The following is a 26,884-nucleotide window of genomic DNA, read 5'->3' as shown; positions in this document are numbered from 1 at the left end:
CTCGCGCAGAAGGTCGGGTTGCCGCTCGGCTGGAGCAGGACGTCACCCGAGTGCAGTGCTCACGGTCACTCGAAAAGCAGAGCAAGCCGAACACGCTCCCAGCGCCAACTAGATCTTAAGATCAGACGGGCGGTGTTTCCCATGCTCGGCCGCTCTGCGCGTCCACCCAAACCAAAACCGGTTCCTTATTCGACTCTGTGATCGCCACCCTCCACTCAGCTCTCCACGCGCCTCCCCGCTTCTCCGCCCTTAGGGTCACAGCACTCACGGTGCTGCTGCGCGAAGCAAAACGATGACGCACCAAATTTTCTACTTCCTCTTCAGTCACGGTCGGCTTCGGCAAATCGAGCTCACCGGGAGCCTGATTTACCAAGAGCTGCGATATTCTTCCCGCGCGATTCACTTGCACGTCAATGCTCCGCGGCATGAGAACATCATTCCTCACCCACCGCCAACTCGTAATCCAGCCGAATGCCGCCTTCTCGCCCACGGGGTGCGTCTCATGATGTTGAGCCGTCAGAGCCCACGGATAGCGATCTTTCACATATTGGACCGCTATTTTATAGGCCGCCTCCTTGCCCCTCGGGGCCGGCGGCGCCGGATCCAGGGAATAGCTGTTCGGGCCCGGAATATCAGAGGCCTCAAGTTGGACTGTAAGACGGGTCGCATCCGGCCACGACAGCTCGGCCATTCCTGGGCCATCGAAAGAGATGAGCAGTTTCGCAGTGGGCTCCTCCTCCATGATCTTTGCCCCCGTTACGTCATAACGATCCCCAAAGGCAGCCTGGATCTCCTTTCGAGCCACCGAAATCTCGCTAGCCGATTTACCCCGTGAGTGGTCCACGGAGGCTGGAGTCGATTCGCCTAGTAGAACAAATAGACTCATTCCGACCGCCAGGACCGCACCACAGAGCGTGCCAGATTTCACTGCGCGCTTCCGCTCACGCAGCGGTTTTCCAGAGAACTTGAACACCCTACGCCCCACCAGTAGCTGTTCCGAAGAGCAAACTTCACCCATTCGAGTTTCCACAGCATGAGCGAGCGTGCCCCAGGACCGATACACCCTGGGGCACGCTATGAGGTCACGCCGCTTGACCGAAGGAGGCCTTAGCCACAGTTCGCGGGAGGCGTCTGATACCGACCCTGTCCCACCACACTCAGCAGCCCCACTGTAGTGGCGCAGCGGAAGTCCGGAGTGTAGCTGAACCAGCTGGTCGACTTGGTCGTCCCCTTCGACTGATTGAAGTTGCCAGCCCAGTAATCCGTACCGCTGTGGCTATAGCCGAACTTGGCCGTAATCGGGTCTCCCGAGTCCTTCGTGTACCAGGTCGTAATCTGAGTTTTGGTCGCGCTGGCATTGAACTTCTGATGAAACAGCGTGCCGCTACCGAGAACGGTGCAGCGCGACATCGGAAAACCCGGCTCCGGGTAACCGGCGCTACTGCAGTAAGCAGCCGCCGAAGCCGACCCCGTGCTGAGCATCACGCCACCCACAACCATGGCTGCGACACTGAGTGCACTGGAAGTACGTCGAGCCTTCTTCAACACAGACAATCCCTCCCCTAATCCGTTTGACGAAGCATCAAGCACTATATGCACACCATTACTCGAACGAAAGATCGACAGCTGGCGATGACCGAATCCCATTCCTCGCAGAATGTGACCAACCAGCCCTAATGCAGACAAGCCAGGGCGTCTTATCGGGCAAAACGGACGATGTGTCTCAGCCGCTGAATCTCAAGTTCCCCCCAAGTCCCCGAGCGCCGCACACCCGTCGGCCCGCAACGGAGGTATTGCCATAACGGTTGACGCCGCGCCAGGCGGGGCGGCGAGCCCTGACCCCGTCGCCCCGTCAGCGAGCGCCAGATCACCAGGTGAGCGTCGGCTCCGGCTCGCCGACCGCTGCGCCCTCGGCCACCGCCGCGCCCTCGACGTGCTGCTTGGGGCGCCCCGGCAGGGCGAACATCACCGCGAAGATGACCACGAGAACCGCGACGACCCACCACAGCGAGCCACGGAAGGCGTCCGCGAACGCGGCCCCGACCCCGGCGGGCACGAGCCGCTCCTCGTCGATCACACCGAAGAACACCACCGAGACCAGGCCGAGGCCCAGTGCCGTGCCCATCTGTCCGGTCGTGTTGATCAGGCCGGACGCGGACCCCGCGTGCTCGCGCGGCACGTCCGACAGCACCGCGTCCGTCAGCGGCGCCACGATCAGGCCCATGCCGGCGCCCATCACGATCAGCGGCGCGGCCATCTGCCAGGGCTCGATCCCGGTCCCGTACCGCCCGGCCGCCCAGATGTAGAGGAGCACCCCGGCGATCATCGTCAGCGCGCCGGCCTGGAGCACCTTCCGCCCGAACCGCGGCACCAGCTTCTGCACGGACATCCCGGCGGCGGCGGACACCGCGATCGAGAAGGGCACTCCGGTCAGACCGGCCTTCAGCGGGCTCCAGCCCAGTCCCATCTGCATGTACAGGGTCCAGACCAGGAAGAAGATGCCCATCACGACACCGAAGGTCAGCTGCACCGCGATACCCGCGGCGAAGCTCTTGACCCGGAACAGCGACAGCTCGACCAGCGGCGACCCGTCCTTGCGCGTCTTGTGCTTCTCGTACGCCACGAACGCGCCGAACACCGCGAGGCTGGCGACCATGCACACATGGCCCCACAGCGGCCAGCCCAGCTCGCGGCCGCGCGTCAGCGGGTAGATCAGCATGAGCAGGCCCAGCGTGACCAGCGCGACGCCCACCAGGTCCAGCCGCATCGCCCGGTCGGCGCGCGACTCGGTGATGAACTTCCGGCCCAGGATCAGCCCGGCGACACCGACCGGCAGGTTGATGAGGAAGATCGGCCGCCACTCCAGCCCGAACAGGTTCCACTGGGTGAGCAGCGCGCCGAGCAGCGGTCCGGAGACGGCCCCGAGCCCGACGATCGCGCCGAACATCCCGAACACCTTGCCGCGCTCGTGCGCCGGGAAGGTGACGTGGATGATCGCCAGCACCTGCGGCACCATCATCGCGGCCATCGCGCCCTGCAACAGCCGGGAGGCGACGAGCATCTCCGGGCCGGCGGCGAATCCGCACAGGGCGGACGCGAGGGTGAAGCCGGCCATACCCAGGAGGAAGAGCCGCTTGCGACCGTAGATGTCGCCCAGCCGCCCACCGGTGATCAGACCGGCGGCGAACGCCAGCGCGTAACCGGCGGTGATCCACTGGATCGCGCCGAACGAGGCGGACAGGTCCCGCTCGATGCTGGGAATGGCGATGTTGACGATCGTGACGTCGACGAGGTCCATGAACGCGGCCGTCATGACGATGGCGAGCGCAAGCCATCGCCGGCGATCGGCCGCCGTCGGCGCCGTACCGCTGGTACTGCTGGTACTGGTGGTGGAGGAGGTCATGACCGGGAATCTAATCCGTATATAGGTCAGCTCGTGTCCTAGTGGGCGCGCATGCTGGAAGGCATGACGGACACCCCGGCACGACTCCTGAATCTGCTGTCGCTCCTCCAGACCCCGCGCGAGTGGCCGGGCAGCGAGCTGTCCGAGCGGCTGGGCGTCAGCCCGCGCACGATCCGCCGCGACATCGACCGGCTCCGGGACCTCGGCTACCCGGTCGAGGCGAGCCGGGGCGCGGTCGGCGGGTACCGGCTGGTAGCGGGCGCCGCGATGCCGCCACTGCTGCTGGACGACGAGGAGGCGGTGGCCATCGCCGTGGGGCTGCGCGCCGGGGCGGGCCACGCCATCGAAGGCGTGGAGGAGGCGGCGGTACGGGCGCTGGCCAAGCTGGAGCAGGTGCTCCCGTCCCGCCTGCGGCACCGGGTGGCCACCCTGCAGCACGCGACGATCCCGCTGACGCGCGGTGACGGCGCGACCGTCGCCCCGTCGACGCTGACCACCCTCGCGGCGGCGGTCACCGCCCACGAGCGCGTCCGGTTCGGCTACCGGGCGGGCGACGGGACCGCGTCGAAGCGGCAGGTGGAGCCGTACCGCCTGGTGTCGACCGGCCACCGCTGGTACCTGGTGGCGTACGACCTGGAGCGCGAGGACTGGCGGACGTTCCGCGTGGACAGGGTCACCGAGCCGTTCGCCACGGCCGCCCGCTTCACCCCGCGCGAGCTGCCGACGGGCGACGCGGCGGAGCTGTTGTCGCACACCGCGTCGCGCGCGCAGCCCGAGCACGACCTGGACGTCACCTTCGCGGCGCCCGCCCGGTTCGTCACCGCCCGGCTGCCCGCGCACCTCGCGCCCACGCCGACGGGCGAGGACACGTGCCGGCTGCGCGCCCGGTCGGCGGACTCCGTGGAGTGGCTGGCGCTGCGCCTGGCGCTGGTGGACTGCGAGTTCACCGTGCACGGCCCGGACGCGCTGGCCGGGTACGTCGCCGCCCTGGCCGGCCGCCTGACGCGCTCGGTGCCCGCCGCGCCCTGATCCCGGCCCCGGGCCCGCGTGCCGTGGCCCACGGGCGGCGACGGGCGGCGCGCGCCCGCCGTACGACGGCGGCCGTACGACGCCCGCCGTACGACGGCGGCCGTACGACGGCGGCCGTACGACGGCGGCCGTACGACGGCGGCGGCCCCGCCACGGGGGCGGGGCCAACAGGCCAATCGGAGCGTGCGCCCGGCGCACGCCGCGCGGACGGCCCCGGGGGGCCAGGGCGAAGGCGGCGGCACGTCGCAGGCGTACGACTCAGACGTACGACTCAGACGTCGGCACGGCTGACGAAGCGGGGGGGGGGACGCGCCGGCACGGCGCCCCGCTAGGGGCTCGGGCCGGGCCCCCGGAGGGGCTGGGGCTCAGGCCGCCGCGTCGAAACCGGTGTCGCGGGCCATGCGCTTCAGTTCGAGCAGCGCGTGCTTCTCGATCTGGCGGATCCGCTCGCGGGTCAGTCCGTGCTCCTTGCCGACCTCGGTCAGCGTCCGCTCACGGCCGTCCTCGATGCCGTACCGCATGCGGATGATCGAGGCCGTCCGGTTGTCCAGCTTGGCGATCAGGTCGTCCAGCTCCTCGCTGCGCAGCAGCGTCAGCACGGACTGCTCCGGCGACACCGCGGAGGTGTCCTCCAGGAGGTCGCCGAACTGGGTCTCACCGGCGTCGTCCACCGACATGTTCAGCGACACCGGGTCGCGCGCCCAGTCCAGCACGTCGATGACCCGTTCCGGGTTGGAGCCCAGCTCGGCGGCGACCTCCGCCGGCTCCGGGTCCCGGCCGTGCTCGCGGTTGAACTCCCGCTGCACGCGGCGGATGCGGCCCAGCTCCTCCACCAGGTGCACGGGCAGGCGGATGGTGCGCGACTGGTCGGCGATCGACCGTGTGATGGCCTGGCGGATCCACCACGTCGCGTACGTCGAGAACTTGAAGCCCTTGGCGTAGTCGAACTTCTCCACGGCGCGCACCAGGCCGGCGTTGCCCTCCTGGATGAGGTCGAGGAGGGGCAGGCCACTGCGCGGATAGCGGCGGGCGACGGCCACGACGAGACGCAGGTTCGACCGGATGAAGACGTCCTTGGCGCGCTCGCCCTCGGCCACCAGGCGCTCCAGCTCCTCGCGGGACGCGCCCGCGGCGTCGGAGTCCACCTCACCGTCGAGGATCTGCTGGGCGAACACGCCCGCCTCGATGGTCTGGGACAGCTCGACCTCCTTGGCGGCGTCGAGCAGGGGCGTGCGCGCGATCTCGTCGAGGTACATGCCGACCAGGTCGCGGTCGGCGATCTCCCCGCCCACGGCGCGCACGCTGCTTGCCCGGTCCTTGGTCCTGGTCTCACTGCCGGCGGACTGACGACGGGCGACGGCACGGGTTGCCATGCGAGCTCCCTTGCTGAGTAGGTCGCGACACCCTCCCGGGTGCCCTGCATCCGACGGAAACAACGACTGGAATCCGGACAGAATTCCCATGCCGCCCGCCGATTCCCGAGATCTTGCAGTACCCTGTCGCGCCACCGGGGGAGGGCGGATGCCGCGCGAAGACGAAGAGGTGCAGGTCAGACCGGGAACGGACGCTGACCTCATAGCCCTCACGGACATCTCCAACCACTACGTCCGTGAGACGGCCATCACATTCGACACCGTCCCCTTCACCCCGGAGGAGCGACGCCCCCGGCTGCGCTCCCACCCGGAGGACGGCCCGAGGAGGGCCCCCACCGCCTGCTGGGCGCCCGCGACACAGGGATCGCGAGGACCGTGAGGACCGTGAGGACCGTGAGGACCGTGAGGACCGTGAGGACCGTGAGCACCTGAAGAACCACGCCACCCGCTACCCGAACTGGACCGACCGCTTCGCCAGGCCCATCCAGAAGCCGTCGATGACGCTGCGCCCGCCCGCCAGGTCACCGGCCGCGTCGGCGGCTCCCAGGGTCACGAACAGGGGCGCGAAGTGCTCGGTACGGGGGTGGGCGAGCGCACCGGCGGGCGAGGCGTGCGCGAAGTCCAGCAGCGCGTCCACGTCGCCGGTGTCCAGCGCCCGCCGGCCCCAGTCGTCGAACTCGGCCGACCAGCCCGGCACGCCCGCGTGCCGCAGCGCCGCCAGGTTGTGGGTGAAGAACCCGCTCCCGACGATCAGTACGCCCTCGTCGCGCAGCGGCGCCAGCCTGCGCCCGATGTCCATCAGGCGGGCCGGGTCCAGCGTGGGCAGGGACATCTGGAGGACCGGCACGTCGGCGTCCGGGTACATCTCGACGAGCGGGACGTACGCCCCGTGGTCCAGCCCCCGGTCGGGGAGGTCCTGCACGGGCGTACCGGGTCCGCGCAGCAGCTTGCGCACCGAATCGGCGAGGGCGGGCGCGCCGGGGGCCGCGTACCGCACCCGGTAGTAGTGCCCGGGGAAGCCCCAGAAGTCGTACACCAGCGGCGCGGTGACGGTGGCGCCGAGGGCCAGCGGGGCCTCCTCCCAGTGGGCGGAGACCATCAGGATCGCGGCGGGCTTCGGCAGGCCGGTCGACCAGGCCGCGAGCTGGCCGGGCCAGACGGGGTCGTCGGCGAGCGGCGGGGCGCCGTGGGAGAGGTACAGGGCGGGCATCCGCGCGTGGGCGGGCGTCGGCGCCGTCCCGCGCTGGACTGGCTTCTCGAAGGCGGCGGTCATGACGGCGGCTCCTGACGTGCTGTTTCCATCCTACTTACTTGAATCTTCAAGCAGGTTCGCCGCAAGCCTACCGAGGCTTTGTTCAACTTTCAAGAAGCCGTACAGTGGGATACATGGATACGGCACCGAACGGCGGGGACGAGCGACCGCGCTGGCTGAGCGACGACGAGCAGCGCGTGTGGCGCGCGTACCGGCACGCCACCACGCTGCTGGAGGACCACCTCGACCGCCAGCTCCAGCGCGACGCCGGGATGCCGCACATCTACTACGGCCTGCTGGTCCAGCTCTCCCAGGCCCCGCGCCGCCGCATGCGGATGACCGAACTGGCCAAGGACGCCAAGATCACCCGGTCCCGGCTGTCGCACGCCGTGGCGCGGCTGGAGCGGAGCGGCTGGGTACGCCGTGAGGACTGCCCCTCCGACAGGCGAGGCCAGAACGCCTACCTGACGGACGAGGGCTACGAGGTGCTGAAGCGCAGCGCGCCCGGCCATGTCGCCGCCGTCCGGCAGGCGGTGTTCGACCGGCTCAGCCCCGAACAGGTCGGCCAGCTCGGCGAGATCATGCGGCTCATGGCGGAGGGCCTCCAGCCCTCGGACCCCGACGCCGACCTGCCCTGGCTGCGCTGACCGGCCGCCGGCCGCCTCAGGTCGTCAGCACCACACCCGCGTACGACGCCGCCGCGACGAGCACCCAGGCGGTCAGCCCCAGCACGGCGACCCGCGCCCCGGTCCGCGACAGCGTCGGCAGGTGCACCGCGCTGCCCAACCCGAACAGGGCGGCGGCCAGCAGCAGTTCCTGAGCCGTCCCGGCGGCCCCGAGGACCGGCTCCGGCAGCCACCCGGTGGTGCGCAGCGCCACCATGGCGAGGAACCCCGCCACGAACAGCGGCACCAGCGGCGGGCGGCGGCCCCCCGGCGCGGCCCGCCCCCGGCGCCGCGCCGCCACCACCATCGCCGCGACCAGCGGGGCCAGCAGCGCGACCCGCATCAGCTTGACCAGCACCGCCTCGCCGAGCGCGCCGGACCCGGCGGTCTGCGCGGCGGCGACCACCTGGCCCACGTCGTGCACCCCCGCCCCCACCCAGCGCCCGAACTGCGCGTCGCTCAGGCCCAGGGGACCGTGCAGCAGGGGAAGGACGGCGATGGCGAGCGTGCCGCACAGGGTGACCAGGGCCACCGAGGTGGCCGCGTCGTCCTCGTCGCTGTCCCGCACCGCGCCGACCGCGCCGATCGCCGACGCCCCGCAGATCGCGTACCCCGCGGCGACGAGCACCGGCTGGTCGCCCGGCAGCCCGAGGCGGCGTCCCAGCCACCAGGTCCCGCCGAAGGTCGCGGCCACGACGCCGAGGACCATCGCGACGGTCGACCAGCCCACGCCCAGGACGTCCCCGAGGCTCAGCCGCAGGCCGAGCAGGACCACCCCGACGCGCATCAGGCGCTTGGCCGCCAGGGTGAGCCCCGGCCGGCAGCCGCCCCGGACGCGGTCGCGCAGCCACGGCACATGGGCTGCGGCGACCCCGAGGACCACGGTGGCGGTGAGCATCGGAACGGCCGGCACGGCGAGGTGCGCCAGCCGGGCCGCGGCGACCCCGGCGGCGGCGAGCGCCAGCCCGGGCAGGGGTCCCGGCCCCACCCGGCCACCCGCCGCGACCGGACGCAGGCGCGGGCCGACGAGCGCCATCAGCGGTCCGCGGGCAGCCGGTAGAGCCGCCGCACGCTGGTGCCCAGGCGGGTGATGTCGGCCCCGTAGACGTGCAGGGACAGGGCGGTGCCGTCACCGCTGTTGCGTACGGAGTGGATGTCGCCGGGCGGGGCGAAGGCGGCCACCTCGCCGGCCCGGTTCACCACGTCCTCGGTGGCGACCAGCCGGGCGGAGGTGCCGTCCGGCACGAGCTGGTAGCGCCGCTCGTGCTCCTCGCCCCGGTGGACGCCGGCCGCGCACCACGAGACGTGGTCGTGGATGGGCGTGGACTGCCCCGGGAGCCAGACGATCGCGACGACGGAGAAGCTGCCGTCGGGCTCGGCGTGCAGGACGTGCTGGCGGTAGTGGACGGGGTCGGGCGCGCACTGCTCCGGGGTGAGCAGGTCCGGGGCGCCGAGGTGCGGGGCGATGCGCTCGGCCACGAGCCGGGAGGTCGGTTCGGGCGCCAGCCCGCGGTCGACGGTCTCGCGTACGGCGGTGACGAGGGCGCGCAGGCGGGCGGTGGTCGGGCCGGCGGCGGCAACGGGGGTCGTCGTCATGGCGGCAGCGTCCGCCCGGCCGACCCATCACGTCCAAGGAGGGTTCTTTGCCGGGTACCCAACGATCGCTTATGGGTCGGGGGGCCGGTCGAGTTCCTCGGCCCAGCCGTCCCGGCTCAGCGACCGTCCCGGCTCAGCAACCGACCTTGGACTCGGCCACCGCGACGAGCTCGTCGAGCATGAGGGCGGTGGCGGGGATCCTGAGGTGGTCGCGCAGGACGTACGCGTACACCTGGCGCCGGGTGTGCGGCTCGACGATCCGGCCGGTGACCTTGTCGTGGCAGAGGAACGACAGGACGAGCGCGGGCACCATGGCGATGCCGACGCCCGCCGCCACCAGGCTCTGCATCACCAGGTTGTCGTCCGTGGTGCAGGCGATGTCGGGGCTGAAGCCCGCCTCGGCGCAGGCGTGCAGGAAGTTGGCGTTGCAGCGTGCGCACCCGGCGATCCATCGCTCGTGGGTCAGGTCGGTCAGCTGCACGGCGCGGCGGCGCGCCAGGGGGTGCCCGGTGGGCAGGAGGACCGTCAGCGGGTCCTCCAGCAGCCGGAACTCGTCGAGCTCCTCGGGGACGTCGACCCGCAGGCCCGGATAGCTGAAGGCCAGGGTGATGTCGCACTCGCCCCGGGCCACCATCCGCAGGGACTCGGGCGGTTCGCTCTCCACAAGCTCCACCCTGATGCCCGGGTGCTGGGCCGCCATCCGGGCCATGGCCTCGGGCAGGATCGTCGCTCCGGCGCTGGGGAAGGCGCACACGCGCACCCGGCCGGAGCGCAACCTGGCTATGGCGTCGATCTGTTGCTGCGCGGCGGACAGGCTGTCGAGGATCGTCCCGGAGTGCCGGGTGAGGGCCTCTCCCGCCTCGGTGAGCCGCAGGCCGCGCCCGACGCGGGTGAACAGCGGTGTGCCGACGTCCCGTTCCAGCGCCTTCATCTGCTGGCTGACGGCCGGCTGGGTGTACCCGAGGGCGCGGGCGGCCGCCGTATACGAACCGGTCCTGACCACTTCATGGAAGGTCTTGATGTACCGGGAGTCGAACACGTCGAAAGCATAAGCGGAAATTGGGGTACGGAAAGGGGCGCTCCCCGCCACTCGCGGTGGCGGAGAACACCCCTTTCCGTCACGTCGTCAAGCCGTCACGTCCGTCCGTCCGTCCGTCGGTGGTGCCGCACCCCGGCACCCCGTCGCGTACGCCGATCCGTCCCTGGCGTCAGTGCGCGACGACCGGGATCCGCACCGCGTCCTCGGCGAGGCCACCCTCGCCGCCGCCCGCGACCGGCTCCGAACCGGCGCCCGGGCGGCCGGTGTTGATGAACGTCACCGCGATCGCGGCGGACACGACCAGGATGCCGACCGCCCACCAGATGGCGGCGGAGTAGCCCTCCACCATGCCCTGCAGCTGGAGCAGCCGCTGCGCCTGCGGGGACGTCGCGGCGGCCGCGTGGTCGGTGATGTACGCGGTGGTCGCCGACGCGGCGATGGTGTTGAGCAGCGCCGTACCGATGGCGCCCCCGACCTGCTGCGAGGTGTTGACCATCGCGGAGGCCACGCCGGCGTCGCGGGCCTCGACCCCGTGCGTCGACAGGGACATGGCCGGCATGAAGGCGGTGCCCATGCCGAGACCCAGCAGGAGCTGCGCGGGCAGGATGAGCCCGGCGTACGACGAGCCGACCTCCAGCTGCGTCAGCAGCAGCATGCCGGTGGCGGCGGTCAGGAAGCCGGGGCCCATCAGCAGGCGGGGCGCGACGCGGGTCATCAGGCGGGCGCCGATCTGCGTCGAGCCCGTGATCATGCCGGCGATCATCGGCAGGAAGGCGAAGCCGGTCTTGACCGGCGAGAAGCCCTTGACGACCTGGAGGTAGTAGGTGAGGAAGAGGAACAGGCCGAACATCGCGATGATGGCGAGCCCCAGGGAGAGGTAGACACCGCCCCGGTTCCGCTCGGTGATCACGCGCAGGGGCAGCAGCGGCGACTTCACCCTCGCCTCGACCGCGAGGAACGCGGCGAGCAGCACGACGGAGGCGGCGAACAGGCCGACGGTGCTCGCGTCGGACCAGCCGTGCGACTCGGCGCGGGTGAAGCCGTACACCAGGGAGACCAGGCCCAGGGTGGACAGGACGACGCCGGGGATGTCGAGCGGCGAGCGGTTGCGTCCGCCGGCCGGCTCACGGATCACGAAGTAGGCGCCCGCGGCGGCGACGACGGCGAAGGGGATGTTGACGAAGAACGTCCAGCGCCAGTCGAGGTACTCGGTCAGGACACCGCCGAGGATCAGGCCCACGGCGCCACCGCCACCGGCGATCGCACCGTAGATGCCGAAGGCCTTGGCGCGCTCCTTGGCGTCGGTGAACATCACCGCCAGCAGGGACAGCGCGGCGGGCGCGAGCAGCGCGCCGAAGGCACCCTGGAGGGCGCGTGAGCCGAGCAGCATGGCCTCCCCGGTGGCCGCGCCACCCAGCGCGGAGGCGGCGGCGAAGCCCAGCAGGCCGACGACGAAGGTGCGCTTGCGGCCCCACAGGTCGGCGATGCGTCCGCCGAACAGCAACAGGCCGCCGAAGGCGAGGGCGTAGGCGGTGATGACCCACTGGCGGTTGCCGTCGGAGATGCCCAGGTCCAGCTGGGCGGAGGGCAGCGCGATGTTCACGATGGTCGCGTCGAGCACGACCATGAGCTGGGCCAGGGCTATGAAGATCAGCGCTCTCCAGCGGCTGGGATCAGGGGCGAGGTCGGCGGAGAGAGGGCCTGAAGCGGTTTTCGGCATGGGAGCAGCCACCTAGGGACTCGGAACGGCGGAAAACGGACGAAGAGGTGAGGGCAGGGGCAGGGGCGAGAAGTCCGGAACGGACCGGCGGGCTCAGAGCTCGCGCCGCAGGTCCTCCAGGGTCGCGGCCTCCCCGGGCAGCTCGGAGCGCGCGGGCGTCTCCAGGCCGTCCAGGAACAGCTGCAGATGGCGGTGTACGAAGCGGTCGAAGTTCGGGCACGCCGAGCCGGGCAGCGGCCGGGTCAGCTGGGAGAGCCCGACCAGCAGGTCCCCGACGGCGACGTCGGTGCGCAGTCGGCCCTCGGCCTGCGCCCGGTCGAAGAGGGTCTGTACGGCCTCCTCCAGGCGCCCGCGTTCGGCGAGCAGCTCGGGGTGCTCCCGGTCGAAGGCGCCGGAGAGCATAGGGCACAGGGCGCCGATCCGCTCGTCGGCGGCGGCGTGGGTGAAACGGCGCAGCGCCTGGAAGGCGTCGCCCTCCTCGGCGGCCGCCTCCAGGGCCCGTTCGGTGGTGCGGGACATGACCGACAGGACGACCTCGTGGACGAGGGCGTCACGGTCGGGGAAGTGCCGGTAGAGCGTGGCGTTGCCGATCCCGGCCCGGCGGGCGACCTCGTCGAACGGCACGTCGGGGCCGAACTCCACGAACATCTCCCGGGCGGCCGTCACGATCCGCTCCCGGTTGCGCAGGGCGTCCGCCCGGGGGCGGGGCGCGGGGCGCGGGGCGGCGCCGGTGGTGCCGCTGGTGCTGGGGCTCGCGCTCGTCACGGTCGGCTCCCTCTCCTCGCGCCCAACCGGGGACGGTTTCCCCGTTTGTCAGCGACACCGGGTTAAACGGGGAGACCGTCCCCGGTTAATCCCGCTCACGATGTGACGTACACCACTCACTTTCCGGCGGGTAACCCACGTTCGGCCGCACCCGGCGGGCGCCCCCCTCGGGCCCGGCAGAGGCTGATCGGACGGAGAGCAGCCCGGACCCGGCCGGCTGCCGCCGACCGAAGGCGATCAGCACGCATGCAGCAGACGCGCCGGCGGATACGCAGACCGGTCGCCCTGGGGGCGGCCGCCACCACCCTGGCCATGGCGGGCCTGGCCACGGCGAGCTCCACCCTCCCGGACCCGACCCGCGCGTCGGCCGGCCCCGTGGCGGCCCGTGCCGCGGACGAGCCGGGGCTCGCGCCGTGCCGGATCACGACGGCCGTGGGGATCCAGCTGTCGGAAGGCATACCCACGGGCCCGGACTACGCCCGCTCCACCGGCGAGGTCCGGGCCCTGACCCTGATGGTCGACTTCCCCGACGCCCCTGGCGAGGGCCCGGCGATGAGCCGGTTCTCCGAGTTCTTCCCGCAGACCACCGACTGGTTCCGCATCAGCTCGTACGGCCGGCTGCGCTACCGGCCGGAGACACCGCTGCGCGACTGGCTGCGGATGCCGATGCCGTTCGACGCGTACGGGATCGGGCGCGGCTCACCGTACGAACCCGGCTACCGGCAGCTCGTCCAGGACATCGTGACGGCCGCCGACCCGAAGGTCGACTTCGGCGACTACGACCTGGTCAACATCCTCGTCACCCCGAACGCCGGCCCCTCGGCCCTGGACACCGTCCTGTCCGTCACCTTCTCCGGCAACGGCGAGGCCCCGCACGCCGACGGGGCGCCGCTCGCCAACACCTCGTTCGTCTACAGCCGCCAGGACGACGGCTCGGGCTCGTACCACGAGACCGGTTTCCGGGTCCTGCCGCACGAGAACGGCCACGTCTTCGGGCTCCCTGACCTGTACACCGCCGAGGGCGGCGGCGCGGTGGGGCACTGGGACATCATGTCCGAGGACTGGGGGGCCAACAACGACCTGCTGGGCTGGCACAAGTGGAAGCTGGGCTGGCTCGACAACAGCCAGGTGCGCTGCGCCTCGGCCTCCGGCTCCCGCGACTACACGCTCACCTCACTGGCCCGGAAGGGCGGGCCGAAGCTCGCCTTCGTACCGCTCACGCCGGAGTCCGGGTACGCGGTGGAGGTGCGCACCCGCGACGGCAACGACGAGGCGGTGTGCGAGCCCGGGGTGCTGATCTACCACGTGCAGTCGGACGTGGACACCGGGCAGGGCCCGGTCACCGTGGTCGACAGCGACCGCGACAGCGGCGGCTGCACGCGCCGCCCGAACGTGCACGCCGAACTGTCGGACGCCCCGTACCGCCCCGGCGAGTCCTTCACCGACCGCGAGAGCGGGGTACGGATCACCGTCCTGTCCGAGGACCCCGACACCGGCACGTACCGCGTCCGCGTCACTCGCGACTGACCCCGGGACCCGGTCCGGCGCCGGGAACACGGTCCCGAGCCGGGAACACGGTCCCGAGCCGGGAACACGGTCCGGCGCCGGGAACACGGTCCGAGCCGGGAACACGGTCCGGCGCCGGGAACCCGGTGCCGGACCCAGCACCCGCAGCACGCATCCCCCGGGCCGGCCGCCCGGCCGGCCCCACCGGCCCACGCTCAGCCGCGCGCCCGGACCCGGGCCGCCACGTCCTGGCGGAGATCCCGCTTGAGCACCTTGCCCGTGGCGTTCCTGGGCAGCGGCGCGTCCTGGACGAGGACGTGCGCCGGCACCTTGAACGCCGCCAGACTCCGCGCCACGTGCGCCCGCAGGTCCTCGGCGTCCGCCGTGGCGCCCCGCCGCAGCCGCACCACGGCGGCGACCTCCTCCCCGAGTTCGGGGTGGGGGACGCCGAGCACGGCCGCGTCGGTCACGTCGGGGTGGTCGTACAGCACCGCCTCGACCTCCACGCAGTACACGTTCTCGCCGCCCCGGATCACCATGTCCTTCAGCCGGTCGACGACGCTGACCCGGCCCTCGCGCACGGTGGCGAGGTCACCGGTGCGGAACCAGCCGTCCGGGGTGAACGCGGCGGCGGTCGCCTCCGGGTCCCCCCAGTACCCCCGCACCAGGGACTGCCCGCGCAGCCACAGCTCGCCCACCTCGCCGTCGGGCAGCGCCCGCCCGTCGGGGGCGGCGATCCGCACCTCGGTGACCGGGGTGGGCCGTCCGACGCTGCCGGGGAAGCGCCGGTACGAGGCGCCGAAGTGGGCCAGCACGCCGCCACTGGTCTCGGTGAGGCCGTAGCCGTTGCGCGGCTCGACGCCCCGCGGACAGCGGGCGACGAGGCCGGGCGGTGCGGCGGCGCCACCGGTGTTGAGGTGCGTCAGCGGTCCGAGGCCCCCGTCGCCCGCCGCGTCCAGCAGCTGGAGCGCGGTGGTCGGCACCCCGGCGTAGTGGGTGACGCCGTGCCGGTGGATCAGCTCCAGGGCCTTCGCGGCGTCCCATTTGCGCATCAGCACGAGCGTGCCGCCCGCCGCCATCACCGAGTAGAACGACGTGAAGGCGGCGACGTGGAAGAACGGGAACGTGGTCAGCGACACGGGCGCCGGGCCCGTGCCCGGGACCTCCCCCCGCTCCAGCGCGGCGACGGCGGCGTGGAAGCGGGGGTTCATCGCGGCGCCGGCCTGCGCGAGGTGCGTGGCGACCGCGCCCTTGGGACGCCCCGTGGTGCCGGACGTGTAGATGATGGTCGCGTCGTCCTCGGGCCGGACCTCCACGTCCGGCGGGCCGAGCGCGGGATCGGGGGCGGGCAGGTCCTCGTACCGCTCGAAACCCTGCCCGGCGTCCCCGTGGAACGTCAGGACGGCCACCCGCTCGCGGGCCGCCCAGGCCCGTACGCGCTCCACCCGCTCGCCGTCGACGAGCAGGACGCGCGGGCGGCAGTCGTCGAGGGCGTAGGTGAACTCGTCCCCGGTCCACCAGGCGTTGAGGGGGACGGCCACCAGCCCCGCGAGCTGGGCGGCCCAGAACGCGACCTGCCACTCGGGGTGGTTGCGCATGGCGACGACGGCCCGGTCGCCGGGGCGCAGCCCGTACACGTCGGTGAAGCGGCGGGCGAGGACGCAGGCGGCGGCGAAGAACTCCCCGTACGTGTACGTCCGGTCCTCCGCGACGAGGAACGGCTGCTCGCCGAACGCCCAGGTGACCTCGGCGAACTCCCGGAGGGTGCGCGGTCCGGCGGCGTACACGGGCCGCCCGTCCCCGGCCGTCACGACGGCGAAGGGCGCGCCGGGCGCGGTGAGTACCGCGTCCGTGGACGGCGGGGTCGCTGACGGGGTCGTCGGGGACGCCGGGTGGTGCGGGGACGGATCGGTGTGCGGCACGATCGCCTCTTCCTAAGCGCTCGCTCAGTGCTCCCGTGCGACGCTATGCGCCCGACCGCGCCCCGTCAAGGTCCGTGTACCAGCCACCTATATTCGGCCCCATCCCGCCCGTCCGCGACCGCGATGTCGCGCGCCTCGGGCGGCCGGCGTCAGGCGGCGGGCGCCAGCACCGGCCGTACGACGTGCCACATGCGCCCCAGCCACTCCTGCGCAGTCTCGCGCGGGGCGGGCCGGGCCTCGCCGAAGGCCCGGTCGGCACGCGTGCGGGCCATCGTCTCGGCGCCGACGATGACCGACATGACCAGCGCGGCGGCGGAGCGGGCGTCGGCACCGGGCAGCGCGGTCCCGTCCGCCTCGGCCCGGCGCAGGGCCTGGAACAGGCTGCCGAGCCAGTTGACGTGGCAGTGCAGGGCCGGGTCCTCCGGCGTCTCCAGCTCGCGGGCCAGCCGCACCCCGGCGCGGGTGACCACATCGCTCTCCAGCAGCCCCACGAGCGTGTACGTCATGTCGACCACCGCCTGGAAGGCCGGCCCCGAACGCTCGGCGCACACCTTCAGCGCCGCGCCCGACGTGGCGCACGCCTCGGCCTGCACGGCGCGGGCCAGATCGGACTTGGCCGCGAAGTGGAACGACAGGGCGCCCTTGGTGACCTGGGCGTGGTCACTGATCACCGCGAGGGTCGCGCGCTCGTAGCCGACCTCGTCGAACACGGCGGCGGCCGCCCGGATCAGATTCGCACGGGTCCGCTCGGCCCTCTCCTGCTTCGCCACAGCCCCACCCCTCTCGCCGGGACGACAGTGAAAACCAACCTCTTGGTATGACAACGGGGACGAGATTCAGCGCCAACTCGGCCGCCGACCCACCCCCGAAGGCCAGTTTGCCACCCTGGGGGCCAGTTAAACAAACCATCTACGCGGTTCTGTTAAGACCTTCGCCACTTCCCGAAGTGACCGTGGCGCCGACCCGCCGGAGGGCGCCGGAGGGCGCGCGAACCGATACGAGCCGTTTTCCCGAGGCAGCGGGACCGCGGCGGCCCGCCGCCCGTCGCCCCCGCCGCCGCGCGCACGCCCCGGCGAGGGCGCCCCTCACCCGCGCGGAGTGGCGCCCCTCACACGACCGGGGCGGTCACGCGGACGGGCGCCCATCCCACAACCGGCAGCCCCGCCCGCCCCGTTGCCTCCGGCAACCCCGACGACCACGTCGCCCCCAGGAACCCCGTCGGGGACACCGGGCGCCCCATCGACCCCGCCGAGCGCGGCTGCAACGGCAGTCCCGTCACCCCGCTCCGCCCCGCCCCGGCGCCCCGAGTGCCCCCGGCAACCCGCCGGGGGCTCCGCCCGCTTGGCGATTCCGGCCGCCCCTCCCGCCCCTGCTCCCCCGCCGACCCCAGCAACCCGGCCGGCACCGTCACCGACCCCGGCACCCTGGGGGCACACACCCGCCGGGCCCACCGCCCCCGCCGGCGTGACGACATCACCACCGCCCCCGCCCGCCCCGGCGCCCACGGGGGGCACCTCCGCTCACCCGGACGGCAGTCGACCGCGCCCGCCCCGCGCGGGCGGAACGCGGTCCGGGGTCCGCCCTCGGGCGCCGCCGTCACACGGCGGGGCCGAACGCCTCCGCGTGCGCCCGCGCCCAGTCGGCGAAGCCGCGCGGGGGCCGCCCGGTGGCCTCGCGTACGCCGTCGGCGACCGCCGCCTTGGCGCCGTCCCGCTGCCGCCGGGCCCCTTCGAGCAGGACCCGCACCATGTGTTCGGGCCACCGGGTGCGCCAGCGCTCCACCGCCTGGTCCTCCGTCAGCTCGACGAACTCCAGCTTCCGGCCCAGCACGTGGCCGAGCACCTCGGTCTGCTCCCGGGCGGACAGCGGTTCGGGCCCGGTCAGGGCGTAGGTCCGCCCGGCGCACGCGGGGTCGAGCAACGCCCGTACCGCCGCGTCGGCGACGTCGCGCGGGTCGACGCAGGCGTTGCGCGCCGAGCCGTACAGCCCCCGGACGACACCCTCCTGACGTACGGAGGCGGCCCAGCCGAGGGCGTTCGACATGAAGGCCCTCGGCCGGAGCAGCGTCCAGTCGAGCCCCGAGGCGCGCAGCCGTTCCTCGTTGTCGCGCTGCCAGCGCGTGAGGGGGTCCTGGGCTCCGGCGTCGAGCACCGCGAGGGCGGACAGCTTGACCACGCGGCGCACCCCGGCGGCGCGGGCGGCGGCGAGGGCGTTCTCGTCGTGCTCGGGCCGCAGGGGGTCGCCGGTCACGAGGAGCACGGCCTCCGCGCCGCGCAACGCCTCCCGGAGCGGCCCGGGTTCGCCGAAGTCCACCGCGACGGCGTGACCCGGCAGCCCTTCCCGTACCGCCTTGCCCGGGTCGCGCACGAGGAGCCGTACCTCCGCACTCCCGTCGGCGGCGAGCCCGTGTGCGACGAGCCGGCCGACGGTCCCGGTGGCTCCGGTGACGGCGACCACCGGCCGGTTGCGTCCGTCCGCCGTCACTCCCCCGCCCCCGTCCCCGTCGTCCCCGTCCGGCGGCTGAGCCGCTTGCCGCGCGCGACGCCGGTGTCGAAGGTGTGCGCGGTACCGGGCGCGGCGATGCCGGGCAGCAGGCAGTCCCACATCTCCGTGACGCGCCGCGGGAGGCCGGCGCGGCCGTCCACCTGCCGCGCGTACAGCTGTACGCCGGTGCACGCCCCCACCACGAACCGGGCGACGACCTCGGGGTCCACGCCCTCGCGCAGCTCACCCAGGTCCCGCGCCTCGCGCAGGTATCCGGTCATCAGCTCGCGCCAGCCCTCGAACGGCGCCTCGTCCACGAACTTCTCGTGTCCCAGCGACAGCTCCACACCGGCGCGCAGCAGCGGGTCGGCAGCCAACTGGTGGGACCACACCAGCGTGATGTCCACCAGACGCTGGAGTCCCCGGGAGTCGAGCAGCGGCTCGATGGTGTCCTGCTGGGCGTTCATGACGGCCTTCGCGAGGCCCTCCTTCGACCCGAAGTGGAAGTACAGCGCACCCGCGGTCAGCCCCGCCCGCTTGAGGATCTTGTTGATCCCGGCGCCCGTGTACCCGCACTCGTCGAAGACCTCGGCGGCGGCTCGCATGAGCGCCAAACGGGTCTGCACCGCCCGTTCCTGCTTCGGCTGCCCCATGCGTCCACCCTTGACCCGTCGGCATTAAAAAGAACGCTCGCTATATTACTGCCCCTCGCAGGCGAGCAGCCTACGCAGAACACCACTTGCCTCGGTTCCGCGGGGCCTCGCCCACGAGGACGACCCGGACCAGGTGTTCCCGTCACGCCACGAGCCGACCCCGGACGACACCTTCGCCATCACGGCGGACCGGCCCCCGCGCCCCTCCCGCTTCCCGGCACGCGACCGCCCTCGGCGAACCTCTCCGCGGCGGCGGTGGTGAGAGCGGTACGCGTCCTCGACGCCCCCTCCCGCCTGATCGTTCGCCCCTCGCCGGCTCTGTCCGCCCCCGTGTGACCGTGCTTGTCGCGGGGCCGGTACCCACGTGGCAACCGGCCCGCGGCTCAGACCTTCTCGGCCACCGCGAGCCGCAGGTGCGGCTCGGCCTGCTCGGTCCGGCCCTGTCGTTGCAGGGTGCGGCCGTAGAGCAGCCGGGCGTACGCGTCGTCCGGGTACGCCTCGACCAGCGCCGCGAGTTCCGCCTCGGCCCGCTTGAGCTGCGCCGAGGCGAAGTAGGCGCGTGCGGCGACGGTGCGCACCCCGCGGTCGCCGGCGAACTCCTCCAGGAGCGGGCGGAGCATCGTCAGCGCCCCCAAGGGGTCGCGCAGGTCCAGCAGCGCCTCCGCCCAGCGCATCCGGGCGACCTCGGCGGGCACCTCGGCGGCGCCGTGGCAGCCGTCCAGGAAGTCCCGGATCACCTCCGGCGCCTGGGCGCCGGCGAGCGCCCGGGCGCCCACGACCAGGGACGGTGAGGTCTTGACGCCGCGCGCCTTGCCTTCGAGGAGCAGCTCGCGGACGCGTACCTCACCGGCGTCGGTCGCGAGGAGCCCGGCACCTTGCGAGAAGCCCGCCTCGGTCGCGATCCCGGCGAGGACGGCGCGGTCACTGATGTCGAGGGCCTCGACGAAGCAGGCGTGCAGGACGCGCTCCACCACCTCGTCCTGAAGGGTGGCGCCGCCGTGGTCGTAGGCCAGGGCGACGAGCCGGTGAGCGTCATGGCTGTTGGCGCGCCAGCCAGCACCCCAACGGGGGCCCAGCCCCTCCGCAGCGGCGACCGCGGAGATCCGGACCCGGTTCTCCGCCGGGGTCAGGTCCGGGGCGCAGGCGCGCACCGCCTCGTCCATGAGCGGGTCCCGCAGCGCCTCGGCGAGGGGAATGGCCCGCGCGGGAGCCGTCGGGTCGATACGGAAGGGGCGCCAGACCACCTCCACGCCGTCACGCCCCTCAAGGGCCCGCTCCAGGCGGCGCTTACCGATGTAGGCCCAGGCGCAGACCACGTCTGCCCAGATTTCGATTCGCATGCCCCGCAAGTTATACGACAGGCGTTGCTTTCACAACAGCCGACGGTGAACCGGCGGGGGTGAGACGTCTCATCACCTGGCCGCAGCCGGCCTGTCCGAGCGTTCCGCGACTACCGTCGGCTACACATCGGGTGTCGCGGAATACGTATGCTGGCCGCATGCCGAAGAAGACCCCCACTGTCGAAGCCGGCCGGCGCGTGGACCCCCGGGTCCGTCGCACCCGGGCCCTCCTGCGCTCCGCGGCGCTCGAACTCGCCGCGGAACGCGACGTGGAGACGCTGACGATCGCGGACATCGCGGAGCGCGCCACGGTGAACCGTGCCACGGTCTACCAGCACTACAAGGACCGTGACGCGCTGCTGCTGGACGCCATGGAGGAAGAGATCGGCCGGCTCGCCCACGCGGCGGCACGCTGCCCCCTCACCCGCCCCGCCGGCCGCACCCCCGCGGAGCTCGTAGAGCTGTTCCGCCACGTCGAGGCGAACGCCACGCTGTACCGGCGGATGCTCGGGCCGAGCGGTGCGGCACGCTTCATCAACGAACTTCGCGGTCTGTTGGCCCAGGAGGTCGAGGCCCAGCTCCACGGGGAGAAGGACACGGACGCGGCGGCGCCGACCGCGCAGGCGCTCGCCCGGCTGCGCGCCCACTACCTGGCCGGCGCCTTCGTCGGGGTCTTCACCCAGTGGGTGTCCACCCCGGAACGGCCCACCGCCGATCAGGCCGCCAAGGAAGTGTGGGCGCTGATGCGTGGTGCGTCGAAGTGGACCACACCCGGCATGCCGTCGTAGAAACGGTTGACGGCCGAGACGAACGCCTTCATCGACGCCCATCGACGCCGGTGGCCTGGAGCGCGGCGAAGAACGCCGGGATCGGGCCGTTGCCGGACCCGGTCAGCACCGTCTCGGCACCGTCGACGACCGCCTCGACGGTCAGCGCGTCCGTGCCGTCCTTGTCGATCGTGTTCTGACCCGAACGCAGCCGGATACGGCCCACGGGTTGTCCCGGTTGGGCAGGTACTCGTCCCTGAAGACCGACCAGATCGCCCCGGGCGTCACCTCGCCCGCCCTCACTACCGGGCGGCGACGGGCCTGCTTCCCACCGGAGTCACGGTCATCACCCCGGGCTCCGGTGACGAGAGCGAGATCCTGACCGTCAGCTCAGTCACATCCGTCTCACTCGTCCCGCTCCTGCTCCTGCTCCTGCTCCTGCTCCTGCTCCTGCTCCTGCTCCTGCTCAGCATCGGGGCCGCCAGACGACCGGGCCGCCACATGGAGCAGAACCAGGCGTTCACCGTCAACGTGCTGGGAAGCGGGCAGGAGGAGTTGTCCGGCCGGTTCGCCTCCCACGGCCGACCCCGCGGCACCGCCGCCCAGGAGCTGCCCGCGCCCCGTACCGGGCACACCGGCAACGCGCTGGTCGACGGCGCCGTTTGTCCGCCGACTGCGAGGTCGAGCACGAGCATCCCGGTGGGGACCACGTCCTCTTCACCGGCCGAGGGGTGCTGGGGCTCCACCGGGATGTCACCGACCCCGCGCAGGTGCACACGGCGGTGGACGGGATCCCCCGGCACCCGGACCACCCGGCCGGTCCCCCGCCCCTCGCCACCCCGCACCCAGGCAGTCCGGCAGTCCGGCAGTCCGGCAGTCCGGCACAAGATCCCCGGTCGGCCATATCCCTCCGTGCACCGAGCACGCCACCCGGTACACTGGCGCCGGTGCCGCTCACGGCGCCGCACGCCTCCGTAGCTCAGGGGATAGAGCACCGCTCTCCTAAAGCGGGTGTCGCAGGTTCGAATCCTGCCGGGGGCACCAGCACAAAGGCCCCGGACCGATCATGGTCCGGGGCTTTGACATCTACCCCTGACATCAACAGCAGAGCACCAAGAGCGACCTTGAGCAGCTCCCCCGTGCGATCCTCGCACTGCACGTCACGGACGATGCGGCGTGGAACGGTAGTCGTCATCAAGGATGGCCGCCGCAACTGTGGCGCGCGTCAGTGCGTCACGGCACTTGGGGAACGCGAGGCTCGACTGAGACGGTGACGCCAGCGGGAACAGAGCAGGCTGCCGGTCACGGCCTCACCCACGTTGCATGCGCATCCCCCACAAGGTTTGCGAGCGACTCATAGCCGTCTGCACCAAGCACGAGTCTGCCTTAGCGGCCGGTCGCCCGACGGCCCGGTGTACGAGCGATGCCCAGCTACACAGTTAACCGCTCCCCCTGGTAGGGGTCACGTTATGACCGAACCCTCTCCGCCACCACGGAACATCTGCTAATAATGACAAATGACGCTCCATAAGCATGGGCGCCAACTTGGACAAAGGGGAGGGAATTGATGGCTTGCACATCAGGCAGACCGAAACTTAGCGACGATCAAGATCGAGAACTATTTTCAGAGAGCGCGGGCACCTGTCTTCTCTGCTCCACGAGCCTGTTCCCCAAGGACCCAAGAAGAAAGAGGTCTATTCCCATCGCAGAACGGGCCCACATCATCGCCCATAGTGATGATGGCCCCAGGGCTGACCCCTCGCTCGCCGATTCAGAACGGGCAGCTCCTGAAAATATTGCACTCCTCTGCCCGACCTGCCACACCATGGTAGATAAAGCCCCAGAAGAATATCCAGCGCAGGACCTGCTGGACGCCAAACAGGCACGCAAGCAGCTCGTGGCAAACATTGGAGGGGCGCAAAAATTCTCCGATGCCACCGAAGCCCGGAAGGCAGTACAGCGCATCCTGATCCGGAATCGAATTATTTTCCAACGGTACGGACCGAGTCCGGAAGACGGGTCTACGGAATCTACAGAAATAGCCCAAACCTGGTCACGGCGCGTTCGGACCGAAATCATCCCAAACAATCGACTAATCCTAGCTCTGGTAGATGCAAACAGCGAATTTGCGTCCACCGACGACCTGGAGGCGATCGAGCTCCTCAGGCAACATACCGACGACCTTGAGCGAAAGCATCGAGATAGAACCCTGGAAGGACCTGCATCAAGGTTTCCTTCAGAAGTGGAAAACATCTTCAAAGGAGATTCAGCGTGAAGTACTCAACTAGTTGGTTCATTCGCACAATCTCCGACCACTCGGCCGTGACCTCCGCATCGGAGCTTCAATCCGGCTGTGTACTGCTAGAACGCAAACATAGCCCCTCGATCGTCGTAGCTCCCGTATCGATCGATTGGCTCGATATCGATCACGTCAAAACAATCCTTGAGGCGGAAAAAGCGGCAGTCATCTGCCTCATCCCTAAGGATTCCCACTACAGCTGGGAGGCTCGGGAAAGAGCCGGAGACCTCGAATCCGACGTGCAGACCGTGAAGGAGTTGTACTCTTCTCTCGGCTGGGAAGATCCTCGGGGGCATATCGACAAGAATGTAGGGTACGCAAAAGATCGACTGGAGCAGCACAACCGCGTAGAACGCCTCGAAATGCGCTGCGAGGCCAGCATGAAGATCATTCGGTTTGGCGGAGCTTCCGACAAGCTGGTAGCCATTGAGTACGAGTACGAGTTCACGGAAGAAGCACTCGTGCGAGCCCTCAAGCGACACCCGGGGGCTGACGTCGTGCTGAACTCAAACCCTAACGGCAGGCCAACCGGATCCGCACTGCGACACGCAAAGGATGCAGGGGTAGCGCTCTTCAAAATTGGCGAGCTAATGGGGGCACTAAACTATGACGGCGATGCATTCATCAAGTATTCGGGACCTGAGGACCGTCGCCGATAGACTCCTTAAAGAGAGCCCTGATTTCAAAATCTACCTGTTCGGGTCGACAATCAGAGGGGTCTCTAATCCGCAGGATACTGACATCGCCATCATCTACCCAGAAGGGTCACTAAAGTTGGCCCACCGCGTGGCCGAAAGATACAGGACGCTGAACTTTTCGCCGCCCGTTGAAGTGATCGCCCTTAGTCAGTCCGAACAGGAAGAATTCGATTTCTTGAGTTCAGTGGGAGCGTCACTTCTCTGGCCGTTTCCTGACTCCAATTAGCCTAGCGGGCGCCATACTTCGGCTCCTTCCCAGGCGGCACGGATGCCAAAGGGCACCTCCTGGCTCAGGAGGTGCCCTTTGGCTTTCATTTCGACAGTCAGAGCGGCCAGGCCGCCTCTTGAGAAGCCGGTCCATGTGACTGATTGCCTCACGCTGCGTGTCCTGGACGACGTGCGTGTAGACGTCCATCATGATGCTGATCTGGCTGTGCCCAAGGATCTCCATGACCACGCGGGGCGCGACGCCGGCGGCGGTGAGCAGGGTCGCGCACCCGTGCCGAGCGTCGTGGAGCCGGATGACGCGGAGCCCGGCGGAGGCGGCGACGCGGGTGAAGGAGCGGTACACGTTCCGCGGCTCGACCGGGCTGCCCGTGCGCGTCGTGAAGACGTAGTCGCTCCCCTTCCACTTCTCCCCCGCCTTGGCCCGCTGATCGTTCTGCCGCATCCGATGCCAGCGGAGGAGTGCGATGCACATGGCGGGCAGCGGTACGGCACGCCGGCGGCGCCCCTTGGGATCGTCGTCTTACAGGACGCCCCGGCGCCGCTGGATCTGCTGGATCTGCTGGATCTGCTGGCGAACGCAGAGGACGCGACGGTCCAGGTCCACATCGGCCCAGCGGAGGCCGATCAGCTCGCCCCGGCGCAGCCCCATGGCGATGGCGAGGACGAAGGCCGCGTACAGCCGGTCCCGGCGGGCGGCGGCGAGGAAATCGAGCGTCTCGTCCAGGGACCAGGGACTCAGCTCCCGTGCCTTCGACCGGGGCGGCTCGACGAGGGTGGCCACGTTGCGCGTGATCAGCTCCTCGCGGCAGGCAGCGGTGAGGGCGGTCCGCAGGACGCGGTGGGACTCCTTGGCGGTGGCGGCGGTGGTCTTCTTCTCCAGCTGGACGAGGAAACGCCGGACGTCGGCGACGCTCAGGGACTCCAGCCGCTTGGAGCCGATCCCCGGGACGAGGTGGAGACGAACGTGCGTCTCGTACTTGTCGTACGTGCTGAGCTTGCGGCGCGGCTGGACGACGTTGTCCAGCCAGTACGGGAGCCACTCGGAGAGCTTCGCCGAGCGGGTCGGCACGGGGATGCCGTTGTCGGCCTTGTCGAGGAGCTCGCGGCGCTTGGCGTCGCACTCGGCCCAGGTCTTGCCGTACGCGAACTTGCGGGCGCGGGTGCCGTCGGGCTGGAGGACGTAGACGGCGGCCTGGAAGCGTCCGTCCTTGCGCTGGGTGATGGTGCCAGCGCCGTTCGGGTTGCGCTTGCGCTTGGCGGGCATCAGGCGGCCTCTCCGATCTCGTGGGTGATGAAGTCCCGCACGGCGTCGACGGGGACGCGGCGGGCGCGGCCGACGGTGATCGAGGTGAGGCGGCGCGAGCGGATGAGGTCGTAGACGGTGGAGCGTCCGAGCTTGAGCCGGGCCATGGCCTAGGGCACGGTCAGCAGTCAGCCATGCCGTCGAGCAGCCCGAACCGCGGCAGGCCTCCGCCGAAGAGGCGTCACTCCTCGGGATCCAGAAGGCCGCACTCGTCACGCACATTCGGCGGACGTACTACAGCGACGAGGGCCGTCCCGTCGAGACTGCCGACATCATCGTGCCCGCCGCCCACTGCGAGATCGTCTACGAGATCCCGATCAAGCGGTAGCTCGACTCAGTCCCGCAGGTCTGGCCAACCGTCCCGGTCGGAGTAGCTTTCGGAGCAGTACCGGGTGGAGCGGTCCCACTCCTCACACTCGCTTGAGGTGTACGGCGCGAACTTGTCGGCGTCGAAGAAGACGCTCTCCCACACGGCCTGCCCCGCGGCCACCACAGCGCAACGCGCGTACAGGAACACGTCGGACGACTGCGGGAACGGGCTACCGAACCGGGCCGTCAGGTCGACCACCGGCAGAGTGCCGAACTTCTCCTGATCCAGGCGGTAGAGCGCCTCGGCATGCCGTTCCGCGAAGCCGACGATGTCGGAGACGGGGCGGCGGCTCAGCTCCTCGGCGAGGCGCTGGCAGCTCTCTTCAGTCGCTTCGCCGTTCAGGGTGGCAATCAGCGCCCAGAAGTCGGCCCATGTCATTCTCACGGGCGCAGGATGTCAGGCCGGTCTGACATCCACGGCTGACATCAACGACGGCGAACGGGGGCGGTCGCACCCGGCTAGCCGCAGCAAC

The 26,884-nt window shown here is 70.8% G+C and carries 25 protein-coding genes, 1 tRNA gene and 4 pseudogenes; 11 read left to right on the top strand and 19 right to left on the bottom strand.

Annotated features, from left to right (window positions below; translation table 11 throughout):
- Window positions 1-121: 121 nt before the first annotated feature.
- The 3 genes from IE109_RS09875 to IE109_RS09865 all read right to left on the bottom strand — a co-directional run bounded on the left by IE109_RS09875 (window position 122) and on the right by IE109_RS09865 (window position 3,403).
- The gene (locus tag IE109_RS09875; protein ID WP_189550397.1) at window positions 122-973 is read right to left on the bottom strand and encodes a hypothetical protein; all 852 of its coding nucleotides are present in this window, start codon (window positions 971-973) and stop codon (window positions 122-124) included.
- Window positions 974-1,107: 134 nt separating this feature from the next.
- Window positions 1,108-1,647, bottom strand: a complete 540-nt coding sequence (locus IE109_RS33070; RefSeq protein ID WP_229890837.1) for a hypothetical protein — start codon at window positions 1,645-1,647, stop codon at window positions 1,108-1,110.
- 220 nt (window positions 1,648-1,867) lie between these two features.
- Window positions 1,868-3,403, bottom strand: coding sequence for an MFS transporter (locus IE109_RS09865; protein ID WP_189550396.1), 1,536 nt, complete (start codon window positions 3,401-3,403; stop codon window positions 1,868-1,870).
- A 63-nt stretch (window positions 3,404-3,466) separates the two neighbouring features.
- Here IE109_RS09865 and IE109_RS09860 point away from each other — a divergent pair, with 63 nt between their 5' ends.
- Window positions 3,467-4,432 carry a helix-turn-helix transcriptional regulator gene (locus tag IE109_RS09860; RefSeq protein WP_189550395.1) on the top strand — a complete coding sequence of 322 codons (966 nt, stop codon included), beginning with the start codon at window positions 3,467-3,469 and terminating at the stop codon, window positions 4,430-4,432.
- Between the two features lie 365 nt (window positions 4,433-4,797).
- Here IE109_RS09860 and IE109_RS09855 read toward each other — a convergent pair whose 3' ends face one another.
- Window positions 4,798-5,805: a sigma-70 family RNA polymerase sigma factor gene (locus IE109_RS09855; protein ID WP_189550394.1), complete on the bottom strand. Its 1,008-nt coding sequence runs from the start codon at window positions 5,803-5,805 to the stop codon at window positions 4,798-4,800.
- Between the two features lie 148 nt (window positions 5,806-5,953).
- On the opposite strand from IE109_RS09855, the pseudogene IE109_RS09850 reads away from it, so the two are divergent.
- Window positions 5,954-6,145, top strand: a pseudogene (locus IE109_RS09850) (GNAT family N-acetyltransferase); the annotation flags it as partial.
- A gap of 108 nt (window positions 6,146-6,253) precedes the next feature.
- On the opposite strand, the gene IE109_RS09845 reads toward IE109_RS09850, so the two are convergent.
- On the bottom strand, window positions 6,254-7,015 hold the full coding sequence (locus IE109_RS09845) for a dioxygenase family protein (RefSeq protein ID WP_189550577.1): 762 nt from the start codon (window positions 7,013-7,015) through the stop codon (window positions 6,254-6,256).
- Between the two features lie 176 nt (window positions 7,016-7,191).
- Between IE109_RS09845 and IE109_RS09840 the strand changes: the two genes are divergently transcribed.
- Window positions 7,192-7,704 carry a MarR family winged helix-turn-helix transcriptional regulator gene (locus IE109_RS09840; protein ID WP_189550393.1) on the top strand — a complete coding sequence of 171 codons (513 nt, stop codon included), beginning with the start codon at window positions 7,192-7,194 and terminating at the stop codon, window positions 7,702-7,704.
- A 16-nt stretch (window positions 7,705-7,720) separates the two neighbouring features.
- On the opposite strand, the gene IE109_RS09835 is transcribed toward IE109_RS09840, so the two are convergent.
- The 5 genes from IE109_RS09835 to IE109_RS09815 all read right to left on the bottom strand — a co-directional run bounded on the left by IE109_RS09835 (window position 7,721) and on the right by IE109_RS09815 (window position 12,842).
- Window positions 7,721-8,758 carry a YeiH family protein gene (locus IE109_RS09835; protein WP_189550392.1) on the bottom strand — a complete coding sequence of 346 codons (1,038 nt, stop codon included), beginning with the start codon at window positions 8,756-8,758 and terminating at the stop codon, window positions 7,721-7,723.
- Window positions 8,758-9,318, bottom strand: coding sequence for a cysteine dioxygenase family protein (locus IE109_RS09830; RefSeq protein ID WP_189550391.1), 561 nt, complete (start codon window positions 9,316-9,318; stop codon window positions 8,758-8,760). The genes IE109_RS09835 and IE109_RS09830 overlap by 1 nt, the downstream gene beginning before the upstream one ends.
- Before the next feature lie 133 nt (window positions 9,319-9,451).
- A complete protein-coding gene (locus IE109_RS09825) occupies window positions 9,452-10,357 on the bottom strand; it encodes a LysR family transcriptional regulator (RefSeq protein WP_189550390.1) in 906 nt (301 codons plus the stop codon).
- 169 nt (window positions 10,358-10,526) lie between these two features.
- Window positions 10,527-12,077, bottom strand: coding sequence for an MFS transporter (locus tag IE109_RS09820; protein WP_189550389.1), 1,551 nt, complete (start codon window positions 12,075-12,077; stop codon window positions 10,527-10,529).
- Window positions 12,078-12,170: 93 nt separating this feature from the next.
- Window positions 12,171-12,842, bottom strand: a complete 672-nt coding sequence (locus IE109_RS09815) for a TetR/AcrR family transcriptional regulator (RefSeq protein WP_189550388.1) — start codon at window positions 12,840-12,842, stop codon at window positions 12,171-12,173.
- Window positions 12,843-13,088: 246 nt separating this feature from the next.
- Here IE109_RS09815 and IE109_RS09810 point away from each other — a divergent pair, with 246 nt between their 5' ends.
- Entirely contained in the window at window positions 13,089-14,369 is a 1,281-nt protein-coding gene (locus IE109_RS09810) for a M6 family metalloprotease domain-containing protein (protein WP_189550387.1), read from the top strand.
- Window positions 14,370-14,563: 194 nt separating this feature from the next.
- Here the strand turns inward: IE109_RS09810 and IE109_RS09805 are convergent, their stop codons facing one another.
- From IE109_RS09805 to IE109_RS09785, 5 genes are all read right to left on the bottom strand, one after another.
- A complete protein-coding gene (locus IE109_RS09805; RefSeq protein WP_373297674.1) occupies window positions 14,564-16,270 on the bottom strand; it encodes a class I adenylate-forming enzyme family protein in 1,707 nt (568 codons plus the stop codon).
- Window positions 16,271-16,419: 149 nt separating this feature from the next.
- Window positions 16,420-17,040, bottom strand: coding sequence for a ScbR family autoregulator-binding transcription factor (locus tag IE109_RS09800; RefSeq protein WP_189550386.1), 621 nt, complete (start codon window positions 17,038-17,040; stop codon window positions 16,420-16,422).
- Between the two features lie 826 nt (window positions 17,041-17,866).
- On the bottom strand, window positions 17,867-18,754 hold the full coding sequence (locus tag IE109_RS09795) for an NAD(P)H-binding protein (RefSeq protein WP_308431345.1): 888 nt from the start codon (window positions 18,752-18,754) through the stop codon (window positions 17,867-17,869).
- A complete protein-coding gene (locus IE109_RS09790; protein ID WP_189550385.1) occupies window positions 18,751-19,407 on the bottom strand; it encodes a ScbR family autoregulator-binding transcription factor in 657 nt (218 codons plus the stop codon). The genes IE109_RS09795 and IE109_RS09790 overlap by 4 nt, the downstream gene beginning before the upstream one ends.
- A gap of 383 nt (window positions 19,408-19,790) precedes the next feature.
- Window positions 19,791-20,747 carry a DsbA family oxidoreductase gene (locus IE109_RS09785; RefSeq protein ID WP_189550384.1) on the bottom strand — a complete coding sequence of 319 codons (957 nt, stop codon included), beginning with the start codon at window positions 20,745-20,747 and terminating at the stop codon, window positions 19,791-19,793.
- A 158-nt stretch (window positions 20,748-20,905) separates the two neighbouring features.
- Between IE109_RS09785 and IE109_RS09780 the strand changes: the two genes are divergently transcribed.
- A complete protein-coding gene (locus IE109_RS09780; protein ID WP_189550383.1) occupies window positions 20,906-21,535 on the top strand; it encodes a TetR/AcrR family transcriptional regulator in 630 nt (209 codons plus the stop codon).
- Window positions 21,536-21,569: 34 nt separating this feature from the next.
- Here IE109_RS09780 and IE109_RS09775 read toward each other — a convergent pair.
- Window positions 21,570-21,808, bottom strand: a pseudogene (locus tag IE109_RS09775) (alpha-isopropylmalate synthase regulatory domain-containing protein); the annotation flags it as partial.
- A 27-nt stretch (window positions 21,809-21,835) separates the two neighbouring features.
- Here IE109_RS09775 and IE109_RS34010 point away from each other — a divergent pair.
- The 5 genes from IE109_RS34010 to IE109_RS34005 all read left to right on the top strand — a co-directional run bounded on the left by IE109_RS34010 (window position 21,836) and on the right by IE109_RS34005 (window position 24,737).
- The gene (locus tag IE109_RS34010) at window positions 21,836-22,492 is read left to right on the top strand and encodes a flavin reductase family protein (RefSeq protein ID WP_189550574.1); all 657 of its coding nucleotides are present in this window, start codon (window positions 21,836-21,838) and stop codon (window positions 22,490-22,492) included.
- Window positions 22,483-22,558, top strand: a tRNA-Arg gene (locus IE109_RS09765). Before IE109_RS34010 ends, IE109_RS09765 begins: the two co-directional genes overlap by 10 nt.
- A 523-nt stretch (window positions 22,559-23,081) precedes the next feature.
- Window positions 23,082-23,789, top strand: a complete 708-nt coding sequence (locus IE109_RS09760; protein WP_189550382.1) for an HNH endonuclease family protein — start codon at window positions 23,082-23,084, stop codon at window positions 23,787-23,789.
- On the top strand, window positions 23,786-24,472 hold the full coding sequence (locus IE109_RS09755) for a hypothetical protein (RefSeq protein WP_189550381.1): 687 nt from the start codon (window positions 23,786-23,788) through the stop codon (window positions 24,470-24,472). Before IE109_RS09760 ends, IE109_RS09755 begins: the two co-directional genes overlap by 4 nt.
- Window positions 24,420-24,737 (top strand): nucleotidyltransferase domain-containing protein, encoded by a 318-nt coding sequence (locus IE109_RS34005; RefSeq protein ID WP_373297673.1) that lies wholly within the window; start codon window positions 24,420-24,422, stop codon window positions 24,735-24,737. The genes IE109_RS09755 and IE109_RS34005 overlap by 53 nt, the downstream gene beginning before the upstream one ends.
- A gap of 102 nt (window positions 24,738-24,839) precedes the next feature.
- Here IE109_RS34005 and IE109_RS09745 read toward each other — a convergent pair.
- Together IE109_RS09745 and IE109_RS09740 are read right to left on the bottom strand one after the other, a co-directional pair.
- A pseudogene (locus IE109_RS09745) lies at window positions 24,840-26,003 on the bottom strand (tyrosine-type recombinase/integrase); the annotation flags it as partial.
- A complete protein-coding gene (locus IE109_RS09740; RefSeq protein ID WP_189550379.1) occupies window positions 26,003-26,149 on the bottom strand; it encodes a helix-turn-helix domain-containing protein in 147 nt (48 codons plus the stop codon). The pseudogene IE109_RS09745 and the gene IE109_RS09740, both read right to left, overlap by 1 nt.
- A gap of 20 nt (window positions 26,150-26,169) precedes the next feature.
- Between IE109_RS09740 and IE109_RS09735 the strand changes: the two are divergent.
- Window positions 26,170-26,370, top strand: a pseudogene (locus tag IE109_RS09735) (UTRA domain-containing protein); the annotation flags it as partial.
- 6 nt (window positions 26,371-26,376) lie between these two features.
- Here the strand turns inward: IE109_RS09735 and IE109_RS09730 are convergent.
- Window positions 26,377-26,790 carry a DUF4240 domain-containing protein gene (locus IE109_RS09730; protein ID WP_189550573.1) on the bottom strand — a complete coding sequence of 138 codons (414 nt, stop codon included), beginning with the start codon at window positions 26,788-26,790 and terminating at the stop codon, window positions 26,377-26,379.
- Window positions 26,791-26,884 lie beyond the last annotated feature (94 nt).

It is taken from the genome of Streptomyces lavendofoliae (genome assembly GCF_014649735.1).
Lineage (GTDB): Bacteria > Actinomycetota > Actinomycetes > Streptomycetales > Streptomycetaceae > Streptomyces > Streptomyces lavendofoliae.
This window is presented reverse-complemented; position numbering and strand designations above follow the sequence as displayed.

Bases quoted from the DNA above. Each gene is read 5' to 3' on its own strand.
- IE109_RS09855 (WP_189550394.1), bottom strand. From the start codon at position 5,805: ATGGCAACCCGTGCCGTCGCCCGTCGTCAGTCCGCCGGCAGTGAGACC.
- IE109_RS09820 (WP_189550389.1), bottom strand. From the start codon at position 12,077: ATGCCGAAAACCGCTTCAGGCCCTCTCTCCGCCGACCTCGCCCCTGAT.
- IE109_RS09790 (WP_189550385.1), bottom strand. From the start codon at position 19,407: ATGGGGCAGCCGAAGCAGGAACGGGCGGTGCAGACCCGTTTGGCGCTC.
- IE109_RS09845 (WP_189550577.1), bottom strand. From the start codon at position 7,015: ATGCCCGCCCTGTACCTCTCCCACGGCGCCCCGCCGCTCGCCGACGAC.
- IE109_RS09860 (WP_189550395.1), top strand. From the start codon at position 3,467: ATGACGGACACCCCGGCACGACTCCTGAATCTGCTGTCGCTCCTCCAG.
- IE109_RS09840 (WP_189550393.1), top strand. From the start codon at position 7,192: ATGGATACGGCACCGAACGGCGGGGACGAGCGACCGCGCTGGCTGAGC.
- IE109_RS09740 (WP_189550379.1), bottom strand. From the start codon at position 26,149: ATGGCCCGGCTCAAGCTCGGACGCTCCACCGTCTACGACCTCATCCGC.
- IE109_RS33070 (WP_229890837.1), bottom strand. From the start codon at position 1,647: ATGGGATTCGGTCATCGCCAGCTGTCGATCTTTCGTTCGAGTAATGGT.
- IE109_RS09785 (WP_189550384.1), bottom strand. From the start codon at position 20,747: ATGCGAATCGAAATCTGGGCAGACGTGGTCTGCGCCTGGGCCTACATC.
- IE109_RS34005 (WP_373297673.1), top strand. From the start codon at position 24,420: ATGACGGCGATGCATTCATCAAGTATTCGGGACCTGAGGACCGTCGCC.
- IE109_RS09760 (WP_189550382.1), top strand. From the start codon at position 23,082: ATGGCTTGCACATCAGGCAGACCGAAACTTAGCGACGATCAAGATCGA.
- IE109_RS09865 (WP_189550396.1), bottom strand. From the start codon at position 3,403: ATGACCTCCTCCACCACCAGTACCAGCAGTACCAGCGGTACGGCGCCG.
- IE109_RS09730 (WP_189550573.1), bottom strand. From the start codon at position 26,790: ATGACATGGGCCGACTTCTGGGCGCTGATTGCCACCCTGAACGGCGAA.
- IE109_RS09810 (WP_189550387.1), top strand. From the start codon at position 13,089: ATGCAGCAGACGCGCCGGCGGATACGCAGACCGGTCGCCCTGGGGGCG.
- IE109_RS09830 (WP_189550391.1), bottom strand. From the start codon at position 9,318: ATGACGACGACCCCCGTTGCCGCCGCCGGCCCGACCACCGCCCGCCTG.
- IE109_RS09780 (WP_189550383.1), top strand. From the start codon at position 20,906: ATGCCGAAGAAGACCCCCACTGTCGAAGCCGGCCGGCGCGTGGACCCC.
- IE109_RS09835 (WP_189550392.1), bottom strand. From the start codon at position 8,758: ATGGCGCTCGTCGGCCCGCGCCTGCGTCCGGTCGCGGCGGGTGGCCGG.